The following is a 17,511-nucleotide window of genomic DNA, read 5'->3' as shown; positions in this document are numbered from 1 at the left end:
TGGACCGGGTTGGGAGAGAGAGGAGAGAGGCCCGATCCAGGAACTTGTCGTCGCTTACGCGGCGGTCTTGACCTTCTCGACCGCGACGCTGACGCGGTTCGAGATCGGGGCGAAGGCATCGTTGTAGAGCTTCACCCAGGCTTCGGTGCGCTTCGAGCCGTAGGCGACCAGAGCGTCGAAGTTGCGACGGGCGATCTCGCCCTGGAGCTGCATCAGCTCGGTCGGCGACTTGACGGCGGCAACCTTCTTGGCGTCTTCGGTGACGGTCTCGATCACGGTCTTGCCGGTCTCGACGTTGTCCTTGAGCAGTTCCTGCGCGCCGGCGAAGAAGATCTTGCCGCTTTCGACGACGGCTTCGACGTTCGCCTTGGTGAACTCGGTCGCCTCGGTCGCGAGCACGGTGCTCTTGGCGTAGGTTTCCTTGGCGCGGGCCTGCACGTCGGCCAGCATTTCCTTGGCGGTGGCGGTGATGTCGGTGTTCTTGGCGGTGTCCATGATGGTGTCCTTGAGCTTGATGACGGGATTGGTCTTCGGCGCGGCGGCGGGCTTGGCAGCCTTCTTGGCCAGCACGGGCTTCTTGACCGGGAGCTTGGCAGTTTTGGGCGCCGCCTTCTTGGCGGTCTTGAGGGTCTCGGCGGCGGCCTTTGCGGCCGGCGCGGCCTTGCGGGCGAGCGGGGCCTTCTTCGGCGCGGCGGCAGGCTTGGCAGCCGGGGCCTTCACGGCAGGAGCCGCAACGATCTTGGCCGAGGCTTCGGCATAGGCCTTCTCGGCAGCGGCATCGATCTTGGCGACCGGAGCCTTCGGCGCAGCCACGGCTTCGGGCGCGGCCTTCACTTCACCGGCAGTGTTCTCGACTTCGGACATGACGACCTCGCTTCATGTTGCACTGCACAAAATAGTTAGTGCGGATGCGAAGTCAAGCATTTTTGTGCAGTGCACAAAAACGGTGCAAATCCCTGAAACTCAGAAGTTTGCCTTTAGCGGGTTTTCACATAGCGCCCCGGGGCGTCCTCGATCACCCGGTCACCCTTGCCGCCCGGCACGCGCTTGCCCTTTGCCGGCACCCGGGTGTCTGACTGCTTGTGGAGCCATTCCAGCCAATGCGGCCACCAGCTGCCCGGATGCTCGGTCGCGCCCGCGACGAAGTCCTTGAGGCTCGGCGCTGCGCTGTCGCCCACCCAGTACTGGTATTTGCCCGCAGAGGGCGGGTTGACCACGCCCGCGATGTGACCCGAGCCCGCCAGCAGGAATTCCATCGGACCGGTGAAGTGCTTCGTAATGCGCCACACGCTTTCGGCCGGCGCAATGTGGTCCTCGCGCCCCGCCTGCACGAAGCTGGGGGTGGCGACACGGGTGAGATCGATCGGAGTGCCGTCAGCCTCCAGTGCGTCAGGCACCACCAGCCTGTTGTCGCGGTAGAGATCGCGCAGGTAGGCATTGTGCCACTTGGAGGGCAGGTTGGTCACGTCGCCGTTCCAGTGGAGCAGGTCGAAGGCTGGATAGTCCTCGCCCAAGAGGTAGTTGTTGACGACGTAGTTCCAGATCAGGTCGCGACCGCGCAGCGCGTTGAAGGTCGCCGCGAGATAGCGCCCGTCGAGATAGCCCTGCGGCGACAATTGCCCGATCATCTCGAGCTGGCCCTCGTCGATGAAGTGCTTGAGGTCGCCCGCGCGCTCGAAATCGACCTGCGCGGTGAAGAAGGTCGCGCTCTTGACCTTGTCCGCCTCGCCCCGCCGCGCCAGCACCGCAAGCGTTGCCGCCAGCGTCGTCCCCGCCACGCAATAGCCGATGGTGTGGACGGCCGGCACATCGAGCCGCGCGCGGACATGGTCGATGGCCTCGATCTGGGCGCGGATGTAATCGTCCCACACCACATCGGCCATCGTCTCGTCGGCGCTTTTCCAGCTGACCACGAAGACCGAGATTCCCTGATCGACCGCCCACTTGATGAAGCTCTTCTTGGGCGTCAGGTCGAGGATGTAGAAGCGGTTGATCCACGGCGGGAAGATCACCAGCGGCACCTCGAGCACCGTCTCGGTCGAGGGCGTGTAGTGGATCAGCTGGTAGAGCGGGGTCTCGTGCACCACCTTGCCCGGGCTCGCGGCGAGGTTCTCGCCAAGCCGAAAGGCATTGGGATCGGTGTGGGTGAGCTGGCCGCGCTTGAGGTCGTTGACGAGGTGCTGCATCCCGCGCACCAGATTGGCGCCCCGCGTCTCCATCGTGCGCTTCAGCACCACCGGGTTGAGGGCGAGGAAATTGTCCGGGCTCATCGCCTCGGCCAGCGCCGAGACCGCGAATTCGAGCTGCTGGCGCTTGGCTGGGTCGAGCCCCTCCATCCCCCGGACCGCCTGCCGGAAATAGTCGGCGAGCATCAGGTAGGTCTGGTGGAGCAGCAGGAAGGCGGGATGCTCGCGCCAGGCCGGATCGGCAAAGCGGCGGTCGGACTTGGGCAGGGCTCCGACTTCGGGCGCCTCGCCCATCTTGCCGCCGGTGGCGCCCGCCGCGAAGCTCTGCATCACTCCCGACCACAGCTGCATCTGGTCCTGCGCCAGCTTGGCCGAGGCCTCGAACATGCCCTTGGGCAACTGCCCGAGCATCGCTTGCGACATCACCAGCCACTGCGCCGGGTCCATCAGGTTGGCGCCGGTGCTTGCCTTGTCGGCGGCGGTCTGGGCCTGATGGGTGGCGAAATCGAGCCACAGCTGCTGGAGCTGGGCGCCGGTCGCCGCCCATTCGGCGAGTTCGCCCCCGTCCATCCCCGCCGGCATCGCCCCGGCCATCAGCGATTCGGCGCCCTTGCCGCCCATCATCTCGCGCAGCGCCTCGCCCTGCATGTCGAAGAAGCCCTTGAGGCCGTCGCCCGCTGCCGCCATCAGATCGCCATCCCGTGCCATCGCCTGCAACCGTCCCTTCCGCGCCGTTCCGTCCCCGTAGTGCCGCCAATCCGGCCGGACCGCAATTGCCGAAAACGCCTTCCCTCGGTCGGCGGGTTTGGCCTAGGGAGAGGGCGGCGGCCCCTATCGACCCCGCCCGAGACAAGGTGATGACGGACCATGAATGACCAGTTCTATCGCATGAAGCGGATGCCTCCGTATGTGATCGCGGAGGTCAACGCCATGCGTCATGCCGCAAGGCTGGCAGGTCAGGACATCATCGATCTCGGCATGGGCAACCCCGACCAGCCGCCGCCGCAGCATGTCATCGACAAGCTGTGCGAGGTGGCCGCCAAGCCCGATGCGCATGGCTATTCCCAGTCCAAGGGCATCCCCGGCCTGCGCCGCGCCCAGGCGGGGTATTACGCCCGCCGCTTCGGCGTGGAGCTCGATCCCGAGACCGAGGTGGTGGTGACGATGGGCTCGAAGGAGGGCCTGTCGAGCCTCGCGACGGCGATCATCGCGCCGGGCGACGTGGTGCTGGCACCCAACCCGTCCTATCCGATCCACACCTTCGGCTTCATCATTGCCGGCGCGACGATCCGTTCGGTGCCGACCACGCCCGACGAACACTACTGGGAATCGCTCGAACGGGCGATGAACTACACCGTCCCGCGCCCCTCCGTGCTGGTGGTGAGCTACCCCTCCAACCCCACCGCCGAGACGGTGGAGCTGCCGTTCTACGAGCGGCTGGTGGCATGGGCGAAGGAGAACCAGGTCTGGATCGTCTCCGACCTTGCCTATTCCGAGCTCTATTTCGACGGCAAGCCGACCCGCTCGATCATGGAAGTGCCGGGAGCCAAGGACGTGGCGATCGAGTTCACCTCGATGTCCAAGACCTATTCGATGGCGGGCTGGCGGATGGGCTTTGCGGTCGGCAACCGCCAGCTGATCGCGGCGCTGACGCGGGTGAAGTCCTATCTCGATTACGGCGCCTTCACCCCGATCCAGGCCGCAGCCTGCGCGGCGCTCAACGGGCCGCAGGACATCATCGAGAGCAACCGCCAGCTCTACCACAAGCGCCGTGACGTGATGGTGGAGGCCTTCGGTCGCGCCGGCTGGGACATCCCGCCGCCGCCTGCCTCGATGTTCGCCTGGGCGCCGTTGCCGCCGGCCCTGAAGAGCATGGGGAGCCTCGAATTCTCCAAGCAGCTTCTCACGCAGGCGCAGGTCGCCGTGGCCCCCGGCGTGGGCTATGGCGAGAACGGCGAGGGCTATGTCCGCATCGCGATGGTCGAGAACGAACAGCGCCTCCGCCAGGCCGCACGCAACATCAAGCGATACCTCCAGTCGGTCGGGGTCAACAGCTCGGCTGCCTAGAGCGTTTGAATGGTCCGTAGCATTCTGATCCGAAATGGAAGAAATCCTGTCCAGTTTGCGTTAGTTTCAGGGTAAACAGCCGATGAACTGTTGAAGGAGTGGGTCATGGAGTCCGGTGCCGCACGGCGGCTTACCGACAGACAGCGCGCGGTGATGGAGCGGATCGACCGGCGCGTTCCGATCAAGGTAATCGCCGCGGACCTCGGCGTGTCCGAGACGCGGATCAACCAGCATATCCGCGCCCTCAAGGACTTCTACGATGCCGCCAGCCTCGGCGAGCTGGTCGAGAACTACCGTGCCACCCTCGCTCCCGAAGCGGCCGAGGAAGCCGCCGCGCGCGACCTCGGGGGTGTTGCGGATGAAGCTTTGCTCAAGCCCTTCAGCGAACCTGCATACACAAATTCTCAGATTAACCCGGTAGCTGATCCGGCTGAACACGACGGCAGGGATGACCCGGGTCGGCTTGTCCTCAGCGATGCGATGCCGCTCATAGAACAGGCGCCGTGGCTGAGGTCGGGCGAGCCCCGGGTGGTCCCCGGAGTGCTCGATGGTGAGCATGCCGTCCTGGTGCGACTAGGGGCGATCGTCGGGATCGCCACGGGCATCCTGGCCTCGGTGGTCCTGGCGATCACGGCCGCGATGACGCTCAGCGCAGCGACGGAAGGCAAGGCTTACCTCTCCGTGGAAACCGGGGTCGTGACTGGGTGAGCGCCGGTCCGGCAGGAGACCGACGATGGACAATCGCATTCTCGCTGACGCACACAATCTCAAGAAGCTGGTCCGCGAAGCCGAAGCGCTCGCCGACGAATCGATCATCGCCATGGCGCGGCTCAAGCAGGCCATGCTGTCCGCCCGGCAGAACCCCCTGGTCGAGGTCAGCACCGGCCAGCGTGCGCTGCTGCGCCTGACCGAGGCCGAAAGCCAGGCGCTCGCCATGTCGACGAGCCTGCTACGGGTGCATGACGAGTTGAGCAAGGTCGCGCGCACCCACGTCCAGGCGAGCGGCGATCCCGGCGATCCGACCAAGATCCCGCCGAGCGATCTCGACGCCATGCCGGTGCGGCACATGCGCGACATGGAGCGGGTGCAAGCCTGATCCGATGGAGCACTGGCTCGAACTCTTCAACACCTACCGGGTCCCCGCCCAGCATCTGGTGAGCTTCCTGCTGGCAGGAGCGATCTGGCGCTGGGGCGGGGCGCCGGAACGCTGGCTGATCTCCATCTTCCTCGCCACGATGGTGCTGCCGGTTTACGTGATCTGGGGGTTCGATCTGGGCACGAAGGTGGTGGGCACCTTGCCGGGCGCCATTGTGGTCGTCGATGTGATCGCCACTTTCCTGTTCGTGGCCGTGGCGCTCAACGCCAACCGCAACTATCCGCTGTGGATCGCCGGCTTCCAGCTCGTTGCGCTCGGGGCGCATCTGGTGCGGGTGATGGTCGAAAGTGCCTCGCCGCTCGCCTACGCGATCCTGATCATCGGGCCGTCCTACTGCCAGCTGCTGGTGCTGGCGGTCGGGTTCGTCCGCCATGTCCTGCGCGAACGGCGGTTCGGCCCCTATCGCGAATGGCGCGAGGCCGCGCCCTTCGCCCGCGGATTGCAAATCTGACCTGAGGGGAGTTCCCCATGCCTGAATCTGCCGTCTCGCCCCTTCGCCGGGGCAACCGTCCGTGCTGACCACCGCGCTCGCCCGCACTTCCGGCGAGGATGCGCTCTCGCAGGAGCAGCGCGCCGCCGCGATGATCGGCTACCTGCGCAGCGTCGTGCTCGCCCCGCCTGCGCAGTTCGAGCGCGGCCACGCGGTCTTCGTCGATGCCCGGAGCGTCTGGCTTGGCGATGCGCCCTGCGGCATCGGCACCATGACCACGCTCAGCCTCAGGATGCGGGCACTGCTGGGCGAGGCGCTGCGTCACGATGCGGCTGGGATCATCCTCGCCCACAGCCACCCTTCGGGCCACTGCCGGCCGAGCGGCTGCGACATCGCCGCCACGCGCCGGCTCGCCGAGGTCGCCCGCGCACTCGACATCGCACTGATCGATCACCTGATCTTCACCACCGAGGCGGTCTATTCCATGCGCGCCGGAGGGCTGCTGTTGTGAACGCGCCGCTCCCCCCCCGCCACTTCCCCGGCGCCGCCGCAGGTGCGGGCGGCGTCCGCCGCTTTCGCGAGGCGGGCGACCTGACGCTCGATCTCAAGCATCGCGACGGGCGGGTGGACGACCGCTGGCTCGGCCTGTCCCCGTGCGAGTTCGGCCTTGTGTGGCGCCTGGCCGAACAGCCGGGCGAGCGCGTCACCGTCGGGCAATTGCTGGACGAGGTCTGCCTCGTCGCCTTCGGTCAGGCGTGTGGAGCCCTTCCGGAGGAAATCGCCGGCGCGCGCGCCAAGCTCGGCGCGGCGGGCTTTGCGCACCTGATCGGCGGCGACCCGGCCGTCGGCTATGTCCTCGAATTGCCTTACGCGTCCGGCCTGATCCGCCCCGGCTGAGAGGCCGCGCATGCTCTGGACAGGGTGCGGCGGATCGGCCAATCTCGCCTGCCAGACACAGCCTTTCCAAGGGATCACGCCAATGTCCGCCACCGCCGCCGCCACGATCGCCAACGACCGCGTCGCCATCACCATGGGCGAGGACGGGGTCGCCGAAGTCCGCTTCGTGCGCGCCGACAAGATGAACGCGCTCGACCCTCAGATGTTCGAGCGAATCATCGAGGCAGGCCATGCGCTCCAGCGGATGAAGGGCCTGCGCGCGGTGGTGCTCTCGGGCGAGGGCCGGGCCTTCTGCGCCGGACTCGACCTGTCGAATTTCTCGAGGCGCCCTCCCGAGGACGAGCCGGGACTCACCGAGCGCACCCATGGCAACGCCAACCGGGCGCAGCAGGTGGCGATGCAGTGGCGCAAGCTGCCCGTGCCGGTGATCGCCGCGGTCCACGGCGTGTGCTTCGGCGGGGGCCTGCAGATCGCCAGCGGGGCCGACATCCGCATCGTCCACCCCGAAACCCGCATGGCGATCATGGAGATGAAGTGGGGCCTCATCCCCGACATGGGCGGCTATGTCCTGTGGCGCGGGCTGGTGCGCGACGACGTGCTGCGCGAGCTGATCTACACCAACCGCGAGTTCAACGGGGCCGAGGCCGTTGCGCTCGGCCTTGCGACCCATGTCGACGACAACCCCCGCGATCGGGCGCTGGCGCTGGCCCGCCAGATCGCGCTCAAGAACCCCCACGCGATCCGCGCCGCCAAGCGCCTGCAGGCCGCGATGCACGAGCGCGAGACCGATGCGATCCTGCTCGAGGAAAGCATCGAGCAGCACGCGATCCTGCGCAGCCGGAACCAGGTCGAGGCGGTGATGGCCGAGATGGAGCGCCGCAAGCCGAACTTCGAGGACGTCTAGGCGGCCCTCGTCAGCGGGCGGCCTTCATCGTCCGCTCGATCCAGTCCCTCACCTTGGCGACGCGGGTATACTGGCTGAGCCTGCCGGTGGTGCCGCATTTCTTGCCTGCGCTCACCACCCCGATCAGCACCGGCCTGCGGCTATCGTCGCCATAGGTCACGAGCGGGCCGCCGCTGTCGCCGAAACAGGTTTGTTCCCGCTTCCTGCCGCCTGCGCACAGCGCCGCGTTGTCGAGCGCCTTGCGGAAGCCGGTCAGCGCGGTGCAGACCGGCTCGCTCACCAGTTCCATCGCGATCACCTGGAGATAATCGGTCGCGGCGCTCTTCTCGGCTGCGGTCCAGCCCCAGCCGAAGGAATAGACCGGCATTCCGTTGGCGATGCGGCGCTGGCCCAGGGGAAGCGGATCGAGCGTGATCGCTGCAATCGGCAGGCGCGACCAGGGCTGATTGGATTTCCCCCGGTCGGGTGCGCGGTGATCGTAGCGGATCAGCGCGATGTCGAAGAGATACTTGTTCCCCTTGTCGAACCCGGGGTGGGGGAAGGCACCGAGGATGGGGTAGCTCACCCCCTCGTCGACCTGCGGATTGAACACGCCGAGCCGGATGCGGTGTCCGCCGGTCACCACATTGACGTTGCTGTCGACAAGGCAATGGGCTGCGGTCAGCACCCAGCCGGGTGCGATCAGGGAGCCGCCGCACAGCACCCGCTGTGCCTCGCTCAGCTCGCTGCGGTTGAGCGTGGCGGGCCGCCACAGCAGCGCCTGCCACGGCGCCTGCCCCGGGCGGGCCCTGTCGCTGCCGATGCCCTTCTCGCGCTGCGAACAGTTCTCCTGGATCACCAGCGCCCCGCGGAACATCGCGCTGGCCGTGAAGCAGTCGGGAATGAGAGCGTAATCCATCCAGGTCTTCGGCTGGGTCGAATCGAGCGGCGCGACGTAGTCCTCGCTTGCGGGCCTGATGCGGGCGGCGGGGACGAACCCGGCAAAACGGCTCTCCGCGTCGCAGGCCGCCGCCGCGCCGGCATCGCAGAGCGACGCATAGAGCAGGACAGCGCGGTCCTCGTCCTTGTGGCCGAAGGTGCCCTCGGCGAGGCTATCGGCAAGCCCGAAGCAGGAATCCGGGTCGCCGGCCGTGCAGCCGGTTTCGAGGAGGTCGCTCTTGCGCGCCGGGTCACGGGTGACTGCCGCCGCATCCTTGCAGGCATCCCCGATACCGGCGCGGCAGGCCGCTTCCAGCAGCGCGAAGGCCTGCGCCGCGTCCCATTCCGGGGAGAGCACCACCGCAAGCGCCCGGCCGAGCGCGGCGCAGGTGCGCGGTTCCCCGGGTACGCAGGCGCTGCGCAGCTCCGGCATGGCGCGGAGCACCGTGGAGACCTCGCAATAGCCGGCATCGATCCGGCAGGCTGCGTCGGAATAGGCAATCGCCCGCGCGCGGTCCGCCGCGCCGCCGACACCCCTGAAGGTGCGCGCGTTCATGTCGATGCATTCCGAGGCATCGCCGGATCGGCAGGCAAGATCCTTGTAGCGGTTGACCTGCCCCTCGTCGCCCTCCGCCAGACCGATCATCTCCTGGCAGGCCGCGACCACCTGGTCCCGGCACATGATGTCGAGCATGGCGGTGGCCCGTTCGATGTCGCCCGGAGCGCCGGTCTCCCGCAGCAGGGTGGCAAGAGAGAGGCACGCTTTCGTCCCGCCCCTGGCGCAGGTGCTTTCGAGCAAGGCGTCCGACCGGGCGAGGTCGAGAGCCGGCAATGGGCCGACCCTGTTGCGGAAACCGTCTTCCGGTTCGGCGCCGCGCAGGCGCGAGGCGAACAGGTCGCAGCTGTCGAGGTGGCCGAGATCGCAGGCCTTCTCGATGTAGGGGTGCATGTCCTCGAAGCCGGGGGAGGCCTCGTACGCGATGCCGACCTGCGCGGTCTCGACCAGCGTCGCGAGCGCGGCGCAGCCGTCGCCCGCACCCGCATCGCAGGCCTCCTTGTAGAGTGTCTCGGCGATGCGCGCGATGGGCCACACGCCGTCACCTGAAAGGAAGGCATCTCCCGCGTTCACGCAGGCCAGGGCATTGCCGCTGTCACAGGCTGCGAGATCGGCTGCGAGTTCACCCTCGAGCCTTTCCCATTCCTCGTCGCTGTAGGTCTTGAGATTGATCCGCTGCGAGCGTTCCTTGGGGCTCAGGCGCCGGGCCAGCGGATCGAGGCCGTTGGCGTCGATATCGATGACCCTCGTGTCGTCCGGCTGTCCGGGTTCCTCGGCGGCGGCGATCTGTGCGGTGCCGAGCAGGACGAGGAAGGCCAGCAGCCGAAACCCGAAAGCCTGACGAAACAGCATCATGCACCCCCTCACCCCGGGGTGCAGTCCATCAGAGACTCCCTGCCGCGTCAAGTGCGGGGGCGGCTAGCCGAACACGGCCACGCACTGCATCCCGTCGAGCACTTGCCTCCCCTCGGCATCCCACATCCTCAGACGCTCGGAGGAATACCCGGCGTCGGCGTGCTGGCTGGCGTTCTCGGCGAGATACCAGCCATCACGCGAGCGGCTCCCGGGATCGAGCACGTTGAAGGACCAGTTGATCGAACTGATCGGTCCCTGCCGCCGCATCGCCCGCATCGCGCCGGGCGGCATGACATCGCCCATCAGCACAAGCGTTGCGACCGGATCGAGATCGTGTGCCTCGGTCAGCCGCGCCCAGCGCCGCACGGTCGCGCCCCGGTCGGTGCCCCTGGTCTGGCCGTGGCGCAGCTCGAAGTTCTTGGCGACGAAGGCGGGCGCGAACTGGTGGGTGACCACGGCGTTGTCCTCGGGCGGGCCGGGCCAGTCCTCGGGCATGGCGCAGGGGTGGACGGCATTCGCCTCGCGTCCCTCGCCGAACAGCCAGTAGGCGGACAGGGCGACGCGGCCCTCGCTCAGGATTTCGGAGCGGACCTGCGTCACGTTGCGGCCCTGACGGACGATCTCGGCGGTGAGTTCGATCTCCTCGCCCACGGGCGCGACGAAGGCGATTTGCCCGGCGCGCAGGGGCGGAAGGCCGGTGAAGGCGCGGGTCGCCATCGTGTAGGCCACCAGCGCCGAGGCACCGCCATAGAGCGTGCGGCCCTGCATCCAGTCGGCGGCATGGACGAGGCGGGCGGGGCCGGGCTGGCCGGTAACGGGTTCGAGCAGGCTGGCGATGGTCATGGCCCTGCGCTTTGCCTTGCCTCGTGTCCCGCGTCCAGATTGCCGTTGGGGAAGGTGGGCCGCGCGAACATAGATTGCCAAGCCGCCCCCGAATCGCTAGGGCGCGCCTTCCGTCCGGGGCATCGTCCCGGAAGGCTCGGCCCGATGGCGGAGTGGTGACGCAGCGGACTGCAAATCCGTATACGCCGGTTCGATTCCGGCTCGGGCCTCCACCTTTGCATTGCGCCCGCGCGCCCGCCGGATTAGGGCCGCGAGCAGGAATGCCGCTTTAGCTCAGTCGGTAGAGCACATCATTCGTAATGATGGGGTCACGTGTTCGAGTCACGTAAGCGGCACCACCTGCCTGTTTCCCGACATCGCTGGACGTCTTGAAAAACCGCCATTTTTGCGGAAACCGGCTTGCATCGGGATCACCCGAGGCAGGCGCCGGCAGGCCGCGTGCAGCGCATGCTGCTGGTGCAGCCGGAGAGCGAACTGCCGCGACGGCGCTGCTCGCTCGGTAAGCTATAACCTGGATCAATAACAATGATGTTTCGCCGAACAATTCGACGAACGGCCCTCCTGTCACGATTATTGCTTACTCTTGTTGTAATCTGACAACATCAGGTAATTCTGCGACGAAATGATCGTCATTGCGCGGGCGCCGGCCGGGCCCCGCCTCTAGTCTCTCGGTCAGACACCAGACGTGTCCTCTGCGGAGCCGTCCGCAATTGCATGACAGATGAGAGGCTTACCCCGATGACAACCTTTTTCTCCGCCTCCGCGCGGACCGGACTCTTTGCCGGCGCCGGCCTGGCCGCGCTCACGATCGCTGCTCCGGCGGTCGCGCAAGACCAGGCTGCCAACGACACTACTGTCACCTCCGCTGCCGATGACGCCGAAGCCGGCCTCGGCAATGCGATCGTGGTGACGGGCTCGCGCATCCAGCGGCCCAACCAGCAAAGCACCTCGCCGATCGTGTCGCTCTCGCTCGACGAGATCCAGTCGACCGGCGAGATCAACCTCGGCGATGCGCTGAACGATCTGCCCTCGCTGCGTTCGACCTTCAGCCAGTCCAACTCGACCCGCTTCATCGGCACGGCCGGGCTCAACCTGCTCGATCTGCGCGGTCTCGGCACCAACCGCACGCTGGTGCTGGTCAACGGACGTCGTCACATCACCGCGCAGCCCGGCGTTCCGACCAGCGTCGACATCAACACCATCCCCAATGCCCTGGTCGACCGCATCGACATCACCACCGGTGGCAACAGCGCGGTCTATGGTGCCGACGCCGTCGCGGGCGTGGTGAACTTCATCCTGAAGCGCGATTTCGAGGGTCTCGAAGGCCAGATCCAGGGCGGTATCGCCGATGGCGGCCATCGCAGCACGATCTTCGCCTCGCTGACCGCCGGCAAGAACTTCGCCGACGGCCGCGGCAACATCGCGGTGTCGGGCGAATACAGCCGCCAGGAAGCGGTCTACTTCACCGACCGCGACGAGATCACCGGCGCCTTCAGCGGCCGCCGCCAGCTCCAGCTCGTCGAAAACACCATCGGCGAGCCCGCCGGCGGCAACGGCGTGCCCGACCGGGTCTTCGTCGAGGGCGTGCGCAACATCAACATCGCCGAGGGCGGCCTCTTCACCGCGGCCTGCCCCGGCCTCGTCACCGGCCAGCCGACACCCTTTGGCTGCACCGGCGAGCGCAATCAGGCCGGCAATCCGCTGGGCCAGACCTTCGTCTTCGGCGCGAACGGCGAACTGCTGCGCAATACCCCGCTCAAGGACTTCCGCACGGTCGGGTCGGCCAACTCGATCGGCGGCCTCGGCTCGACGCTCGGTCTCACCGGCCAGCTGGCACCCGAGATCGACCGCAAGGCGGTGAACCTGCTCGCCAGCTTCGAGGTGTCGGAAGCCTTCCGTCCCTTCGTCGAGGCCAAGTATGTCCGCATCGACGCGATCCAGGAGGGCCAGCCGACCTTCTTCAACAACACCTTCTCGATCAACAACCCGTTCCTGACCGATCAGGCCCGTTCGACGCTGACCCAGGCCGGCGTGACCGGCAACTTCTCGGCCTTCCGCTTCAACGTCGACTTCGGCGGGCGCGGCGAGGATCACCGGCGCGAGACCTGGCGTGCGGTGGTCGGGGTCGACGGGACCTTCAACGACGACTGGACCTACGAGGTGGCGTTCAACTACGGCCGGCTCGAGACCTTTTACGAGACCGAGGGCAACGTCCTGCTCTCGCGTTATGCGAACGCGATCAACGCGGTGCGCAACGGGTCGGGCCAGATCGTGTGCGGCATCAATGCCGATGCCAATCCGAACAATGACGATGCGGCCTGTGTGCCGGTGAACCTGTTCGGCTTCGGTGCGCCCTCGCGCGCGGCGCTCGATTACTTCGTCGTGAATTCGAGCCGCGAGCAGGAGGCCGAACAGTACCAGGTCACGGCCTTCGTGTCCGGCGACACCTCGGGCTTCTTCGAACTGCCGGGCGGCGCGATCCAGTTCGCCCTTGGCGGCGAATATCGCAAGGAAACCGCCTTCTCGGCCTTCGACGAGACGACCCGTTCGGGCGCGACCTTCCTCAACGCCATCCCGATCTTCGATCCGCCGGCGCTCAAGGCCAAGGAAGCCTATGCCGAAGTCCGCATCCCGATCCTTGCCGATGTCCCGTTCTTCCGCGAACTGAGCGTCGAGGGCGCATTCCGCATCGCCGATTACAACATCGGCAATGTCGGCACGACCGAGGCCTACAATGCCGGGATCATCTGGCAGCCGATCGACAGCGTCCGGCTGCGCGGCAGCTATGCCCGTTCGGTGCGCATCCCGACCCAGTCGGACCTGTTCGCCGAGCCGAGCCAGACCTTCCTCAACGGCCTCGTCGATCCGTGCGACTCGCGTTTCATCAACGACAACCCCAACCGGGTGCGCAACTGCGCGGCGGCCGGGGTGCCGACCACGGTCGAGGTGGGCGGGGTGGCACAGCCCTTCACGAACATCCCGGCATCGGGGATCCGCGGCCTCAACGGCAGCAATCCCAACCTCGATGCCGAAGTGTCGGACAGCTTCACCGCGGGCGTGATTTTCCAGCCGGAATTCGTGCGCGGCCTGTCGCTCTCGGTCGACTACTACAACATCCAGATCGAGAATGTGATCTTCGCACTCGGTGCGCAGACGATCATCAACCAGTGCTACGACAACCCCTCGGGGGTCGACAATCCGTTCTGCGCGTCGATCTTCCGTCGTCCCGACGGGACCTTCCAGGGCCAGTCGGACCGGTTGCTGGGCGGCTCGACGGTCACCTTCCCGCTCGCGCCGACCGACCGCTCGTTCATCTCGGGGCCGTTCAACTTCGCCCGGCAGAAGACCTCGGGCATCGATTTCGATCTCAACTTCCAGCGGGATCTCGGCCCGGTGGCGATCAGCTTCCGCGGGCTGCTGTCCTACGTGATCGAGCGGGACAACTTCACCGACATCGACGATCCGAACTTCATCAACCAGCAGCTTCTGGAGCTTGGCGACCCCGAGTTCTCCGGCAGCATCATCCTCGGGCTCGATTTCGGCGTGCCGCGCCTGACCTACAACATGCGCTACATCGGCGAGCAGTTCGTCAACACCTTCGAGACCTTCAACCCGCTGCAGGGGCGCCCGCCGGAGAACCCGGACTTCTCCACCCCGAGCATCTATCCGGAAACCTTCTACCACAATTTCCGGCTCGATCTCGAAACCGAGGGCGGGCAGTCCTTCTATGTCGGGGTCGACAACGTGCTCGACACGATCCCCCCGCTGGGGCTGGACGGGACGACCGCCGGCAGCGGCATCTACGACAATATCGGCCGGTTCTTCTACGCAGGCTTCCGCTTCAGGTTCTGATCACGGCGACACATCGCCCTGTGCAATGGAAAAGGCCCCGGGAGACCGGGGCCTTTTCTGTTGGTGCGATCACGGGCGTTGCCGCCCTGGGCGATCAGAAGGCGAAGCTGATCCGGCCGTAGAGGAACCGTCCGTTGAAGCCGAAAGGCGAGAAGGACGAGAACGGCAGGAAGTAGTTGTTGACCGACAGGTTGCCCGGCTGGCCGGTGACCGGATCGGTGGCCCGTCCGGTCGGGTTCACGGTCGGGTACTGGTCGAACAGGTTGTTCGCCCCGACCGCCAGTTCCAGCCCCTCGGCAAAGCCCTGCGGGCGCAGGCGCAGTTCGAGGTCGGTGATCCAGCGCGGCTCGAGCAGCACGTCGTTGATCGGAGTGGCGCCGGCGGAGAAGACTTCGCCAAAGCGGTTGGTGCGCAGCGTCGCGCTCAGCCAGTTCCACTCCCAGTCGGCGCCCAGGTTGATGCGGTCGCGCGGCTGGCCACGCTCGATGCGCAGCGATTCGAGCCGTCCGAAGAGGTCGATGCCGGGCACCTGCGCAAGGCTGCCGGGGGTGGTCCGGCGGTCCGTGATGTCGATGTCGTTCCAGTTGTATCCAGCCGTCAGCGACAGCGTGCCGAGGTCGCCCAGCCCGGTGCGATAGGTCGCGATCGCATCGAAGCCGCGGGTGCGGGTGTCGATGCCGTTGAAGAAGAACCGCGCCGCCGAGATGCTGGTGAAGCCCGCGGCGTTGAGAATCTGCGCGATCCCGCGGCCCGGGTTGGTGCCGGAAGGATTGCCCGCCGCATCGCGGCTGGCGGTGAGGTTGTCGGTCAACACGATGCGGTCGTCGATGTCGATCTGGTAGTAGTCGAAGGTGACGTTGAGCCCGTCGATCCGGTCGAACACCGCACCCGCCGACCACGAGAACGACTTCTCGGCCTTGAGCGGGGTCGCCCCCAGCGCGATCGCGACCGGGTTGTTGACCGGCAGGGTGACCGCATCGACCAGCACGCCGCCGATGTTGTTGGTGGCGGCGGCCGCGAAGAACTGCTGCTGGAGCGAGGGCGCGCGGAAGCCGGTCGACACCGCGCCGCGCAGGGCGAAGCCGTCGAACAGCGCAAGGCGGCTCGCCAGCTTGCCGTTGAGGGTCGAGCCGAAGTCGGTGTAATCCTCGAACCGGCCCGCGACCTGGATGTTGAAGCCCTCGGAGATGTCGGTGTCGAGTTCGGCATAGAGCGAGACGTTCTCGCGCGAGTTGGGGAGCGTCACGTCGACCCCGCCGATGCGCGGCTGGAAGCCCGGGAACACCTGCGCGCCGGGCGCGGCGAAGGCGGTTGCCCCGGCCCCGGTGATGAAGGAGTTGTTCGCCCCGACCCGCACGGGCCCGGCGACATAGCTGTTCAGCTCGCCCGCACCCAGCTGGTACTCCTCGCGCCGCCACTCGGCGCCGAAGGACAGGGTCATCTGCTGGATGCCGGCGATCTCGATCTCGCGGCTGACGCCGAGGTTGGCCATCAGCTGGCTGTAGTCGATCGTGCCCGCGTCGAACTCGGTCTGGCTCGCCGCGCCGAGCGAGGCGTTGACCGAGTTGGTGACGCGGAATTCGGTGCGGTTCTCGCCGTAGGACATCGACAGGTCCCACATCCAGCCGCTGAAATCACCCTCGAGCCCGCCGACGATGGAGAAGTCGGTGGTGTCGGTGTTGATCAGCGGCAGGAAGCCGTCGGGATAGATCGCCAGCACGTTGCGGTTGTCGGCCGCGCGGCGGTAGAAGCCGGCGGATTCCGCATCGCGCGTGCCGTAGCTGCCGAAGGCGTAGAACTCGACATTCTCGTCGAGCGGGATGCCCATGTTGACGACGATGTTGAGGTCCTCGGTCGCCGGGTCGCCGTAGCGGTGGTAGCGCCGGTCGAGCGTGAGCTCGCGCGGGTCGAGCGGGCCGCTCTGGGCATAGTTGCGCCGCGGATCGTAGCCGGTCCGGTTGGTGTCGTTGCGGTCGCGGTATTCGGCGGTGATGTTGAGGAAGCCCTCGGGCCCCAGCGGCAGGCCGATATTGCCCGAAACGGTCAGCACCTCGCCGTCGGTGACCTTGAGGTCGCGCCCGTTGGTGTTGAGCTGCAGCACCCCGTCGGGGGTGAGCGTCGGCACGGCGCCCGCGGTGCCGTTCACGCCGGTCACTTCCTGCACGCCGGCGATGCGGGTGTTGAAGCCGCCGTAGTTGACGAAGAACCGCCCGCCTTCACGCGCATCGTTGAGCTGGAAGTTGATCACCCCGGCGATCGCGTCGGAGCCGTACTGGGCCGCAGCGCCATCGCGCAGCACCTCGACCCGTCCGATCGCGGAGGAGGGGATCTGGTTGAGGTCGACCGCGGTCGAACCGCGCCCGACCGAGCCGTTGAGGTTGAGCAGCGCGGCGACATGGCGGCGCTTGCCGTTGATCAGCACCAGCGTCTGGTCGGGGCCGAGGCCGCGCAGGGTGGCGGGGCGGATCGCGTCGGTGCCGTCGGTGATCGAGGGCTGCGGGAAGTTGAGCGAGGGCACGAGGTCGCGCAGCAGGCGCGCGGTCTCGACGAGGCCCGACTGGCGCAGCTGTTCGCCGCCGATCACGTCGATCGGAACCGGGCTTTCGGAAACGGTGCGGTTCGAGCGCCGCGTGCCCGTGACGATCAGCACGTCGCCGCTGTCGACGACGTCGTCAGCTGCCTCACCGGCCTGAGCCGCGGCCTGGGCGGCGGTGGTGACAATGACCGGGGCCTCGGAATCCGCGGCTTCCGCGGCGGCGGCCGGTGCGGCGCCGGTCAGGGCCGCGCCGAAGGCGATGGTCGAACCGGAGAGAAGCGCCTTTTGAATATTTCGCATTGTTCTTCCTT

Annotated in this window: 13 protein-coding genes and 2 tRNA genes; 10 read left to right on the top strand and 5 right to left on the bottom strand. The window is 67.0% G+C overall.

The genetic code is table 11. From position 1 onward, the window contains the following. Positions 1–54 precede the first annotated feature (54 nt). Both ACMX37_RS13610 and ACMX37_RS13605 read right to left on the bottom strand, forming a co-directional pair. A complete protein-coding gene (locus ACMX37_RS13610) occupies positions 55–864 on the bottom strand; it encodes a phasin family protein (protein WP_483146444.1) in 810 nt (269 codons plus the stop codon). Between the two features lie 113 nt (positions 865–977). Next, the gene (locus ACMX37_RS13605) at positions 978–2,894 is read right to left on the bottom strand and encodes a PHA/PHB synthase family protein (RefSeq protein WP_483146443.1); all 1,917 of its coding nucleotides are present in this window, start codon (positions 2,892–2,894) and stop codon (positions 978–980) included. A 159-nt stretch (positions 2,895–3,053) separates the two neighbouring features. Here ACMX37_RS13605 and ACMX37_RS13600 point away from each other — a divergent pair, with 159 nt between their 5' ends. From ACMX37_RS13600 to ACMX37_RS13570, 7 genes are all read left to right on the top strand, one after another. Continuing rightward, positions 3,054–4,253: an LL-diaminopimelate aminotransferase gene (locus ACMX37_RS13600; protein ID WP_088913335.1), complete on the top strand. Its 1,200-nt coding sequence runs from the start codon at positions 3,054–3,056 to the stop codon at positions 4,251–4,253. 105 nt (positions 4,254–4,358) lie between these two features. Continuing rightward, a complete protein-coding gene (locus ACMX37_RS13595) occupies positions 4,359–4,961 on the top strand; it encodes a hypothetical protein (protein ID WP_483146442.1) in 603 nt (200 codons plus the stop codon). A gap of 25 nt (positions 4,962–4,986) precedes the next feature. Beyond that, entirely contained in the window at positions 4,987–5,349 is a 363-nt protein-coding gene (locus ACMX37_RS13590) for a hypothetical protein (protein ID WP_483146441.1), read from the top strand. Positions 5,350–5,353: 4 nt separating this feature from the next. Beyond that, a complete protein-coding gene (locus ACMX37_RS13585) occupies positions 5,354–5,860 on the top strand; it encodes a hypothetical protein (protein ID WP_483146440.1) in 507 nt (168 codons plus the stop codon). Positions 5,861–5,921: 61 nt separating this feature from the next. Further along, positions 5,922–6,350, top strand: coding sequence for a JAB domain-containing protein (locus tag ACMX37_RS13580; RefSeq protein ID WP_483146439.1), 429 nt, complete (start codon positions 5,922–5,924; stop codon positions 6,348–6,350). Continuing rightward, the gene (locus ACMX37_RS13575; protein WP_483146438.1) at positions 6,347–6,736 is read left to right on the top strand and encodes a hypothetical protein; all 390 of its coding nucleotides are present in this window, start codon (positions 6,347–6,349) and stop codon (positions 6,734–6,736) included. Before ACMX37_RS13580 ends, ACMX37_RS13575 begins: the two co-directional genes overlap by 4 nt. A gap of 82 nt (positions 6,737–6,818) precedes the next feature. Then, positions 6,819–7,640 (top strand): crotonase/enoyl-CoA hydratase family protein, encoded by an 822-nt coding sequence (locus ACMX37_RS13570; protein WP_483146437.1) that lies wholly within the window; start codon positions 6,819–6,821, stop codon positions 7,638–7,640. 10 nt (positions 7,641–7,650) lie between these two features. Here the strand turns inward: ACMX37_RS13570 and ACMX37_RS13565 are convergent, their stop codons facing one another. After that, positions 7,651–9,969, bottom strand: a complete 2,319-nt coding sequence (locus tag ACMX37_RS13565; protein ID WP_483146436.1) for a trypsin-like serine protease — start codon at positions 9,967–9,969, stop codon at positions 7,651–7,653. 63 nt (positions 9,970–10,032) lie between these two features. After that, on the bottom strand, positions 10,033–10,812 hold the full coding sequence (locus ACMX37_RS13560; RefSeq protein WP_483146435.1) for an acyl-CoA thioesterase: 780 nt from the start codon (positions 10,810–10,812) through the stop codon (positions 10,033–10,035). A gap of 138 nt (positions 10,813–10,950) precedes the next feature. On the opposite strand from ACMX37_RS13560, the gene ACMX37_RS13555 reads away from it, so the two are divergent. The 3 genes from ACMX37_RS13555 to ACMX37_RS13545 all read left to right on the top strand — a co-directional run bounded on the left by ACMX37_RS13555 (position 10,951) and on the right by ACMX37_RS13545 (position 14,664). Continuing rightward, a tRNA-Cys gene (locus ACMX37_RS13555) sits at positions 10,951–11,024 on the top strand. 50 nt (positions 11,025–11,074) lie between these two features. Further along, positions 11,075–11,150: transfer RNA gene (locus tag ACMX37_RS13550), tRNA-Thr, on the top strand. Between the two features lie 400 nt (positions 11,151–11,550). Then, the gene (locus tag ACMX37_RS13545; protein ID WP_483146434.1) at positions 11,551–14,664 is read left to right on the top strand and encodes a TonB-dependent receptor domain-containing protein; all 3,114 of its coding nucleotides are present in this window, start codon (positions 11,551–11,553) and stop codon (positions 14,662–14,664) included. Between the two features lie 94 nt (positions 14,665–14,758). On the opposite strand, the gene ACMX37_RS13540 is transcribed toward ACMX37_RS13545, so the two are convergent. Then, a complete protein-coding gene (locus ACMX37_RS13540; protein WP_483146433.1) occupies positions 14,759–17,500 on the bottom strand; it encodes a TonB-dependent receptor plug domain-containing protein in 2,742 nt (913 codons plus the stop codon). Between the last annotated feature and the right edge of the window lie 11 nt (positions 17,501–17,511).

The organism is Porphyrobacter sp. THAI-01a, assembly GCF_056868655.1.
This window is presented reverse-complemented; position numbering and strand designations above follow the sequence as displayed.

Bases quoted from the DNA above. Each gene is read 5' to 3' on its own strand.
- ACMX37_RS13595 (WP_483146442.1), top strand. From the start codon at position 4,359: ATGGAGTCCGGTGCCGCACGGCGGCTTACCGACAGACAGCGCGCGGTG.
- ACMX37_RS13590 (WP_483146441.1), top strand. From the start codon at position 4,987: ATGGACAATCGCATTCTCGCTGACGCACACAATCTCAAGAAGCTGGTC.
- ACMX37_RS13560 (WP_483146435.1), bottom strand. From the start codon at position 10,812: ATGACCATCGCCAGCCTGCTCGAACCCGTTACCGGCCAGCCCGGCCCC.
- ACMX37_RS13540 (WP_483146433.1), bottom strand. From the start codon at position 17,500: ATGCGAAATATTCAAAAGGCGCTTCTCTCCGGTTCGACCATCGCCTTC.
- ACMX37_RS13545 (WP_483146434.1), top strand. From the start codon at position 11,551: ATGACAACCTTTTTCTCCGCCTCCGCGCGGACCGGACTCTTTGCCGGC.
- ACMX37_RS13605 (WP_483146443.1), bottom strand. From the start codon at position 2,894: ATGGCACGGGATGGCGATCTGATGGCGGCAGCGGGCGACGGCCTCAAG.
- ACMX37_RS13565 (WP_483146436.1), bottom strand. From the start codon at position 9,969: ATGATGCTGTTTCGTCAGGCTTTCGGGTTTCGGCTGCTGGCCTTCCTC.
- ACMX37_RS13570 (WP_483146437.1), top strand. From the start codon at position 6,819: ATGTCCGCCACCGCCGCCGCCACGATCGCCAACGACCGCGTCGCCATC.
- ACMX37_RS13585 (WP_483146440.1), top strand. From the start codon at position 5,354: ATGGAGCACTGGCTCGAACTCTTCAACACCTACCGGGTCCCCGCCCAG.
- ACMX37_RS13610 (WP_483146444.1), bottom strand. From the start codon at position 864: ATGTCCGAAGTCGAGAACACTGCCGGTGAAGTGAAGGCCGCGCCCGAA.
- ACMX37_RS13600 (WP_088913335.1), top strand. From the start codon at position 3,054: ATGAATGACCAGTTCTATCGCATGAAGCGGATGCCTCCGTATGTGATC.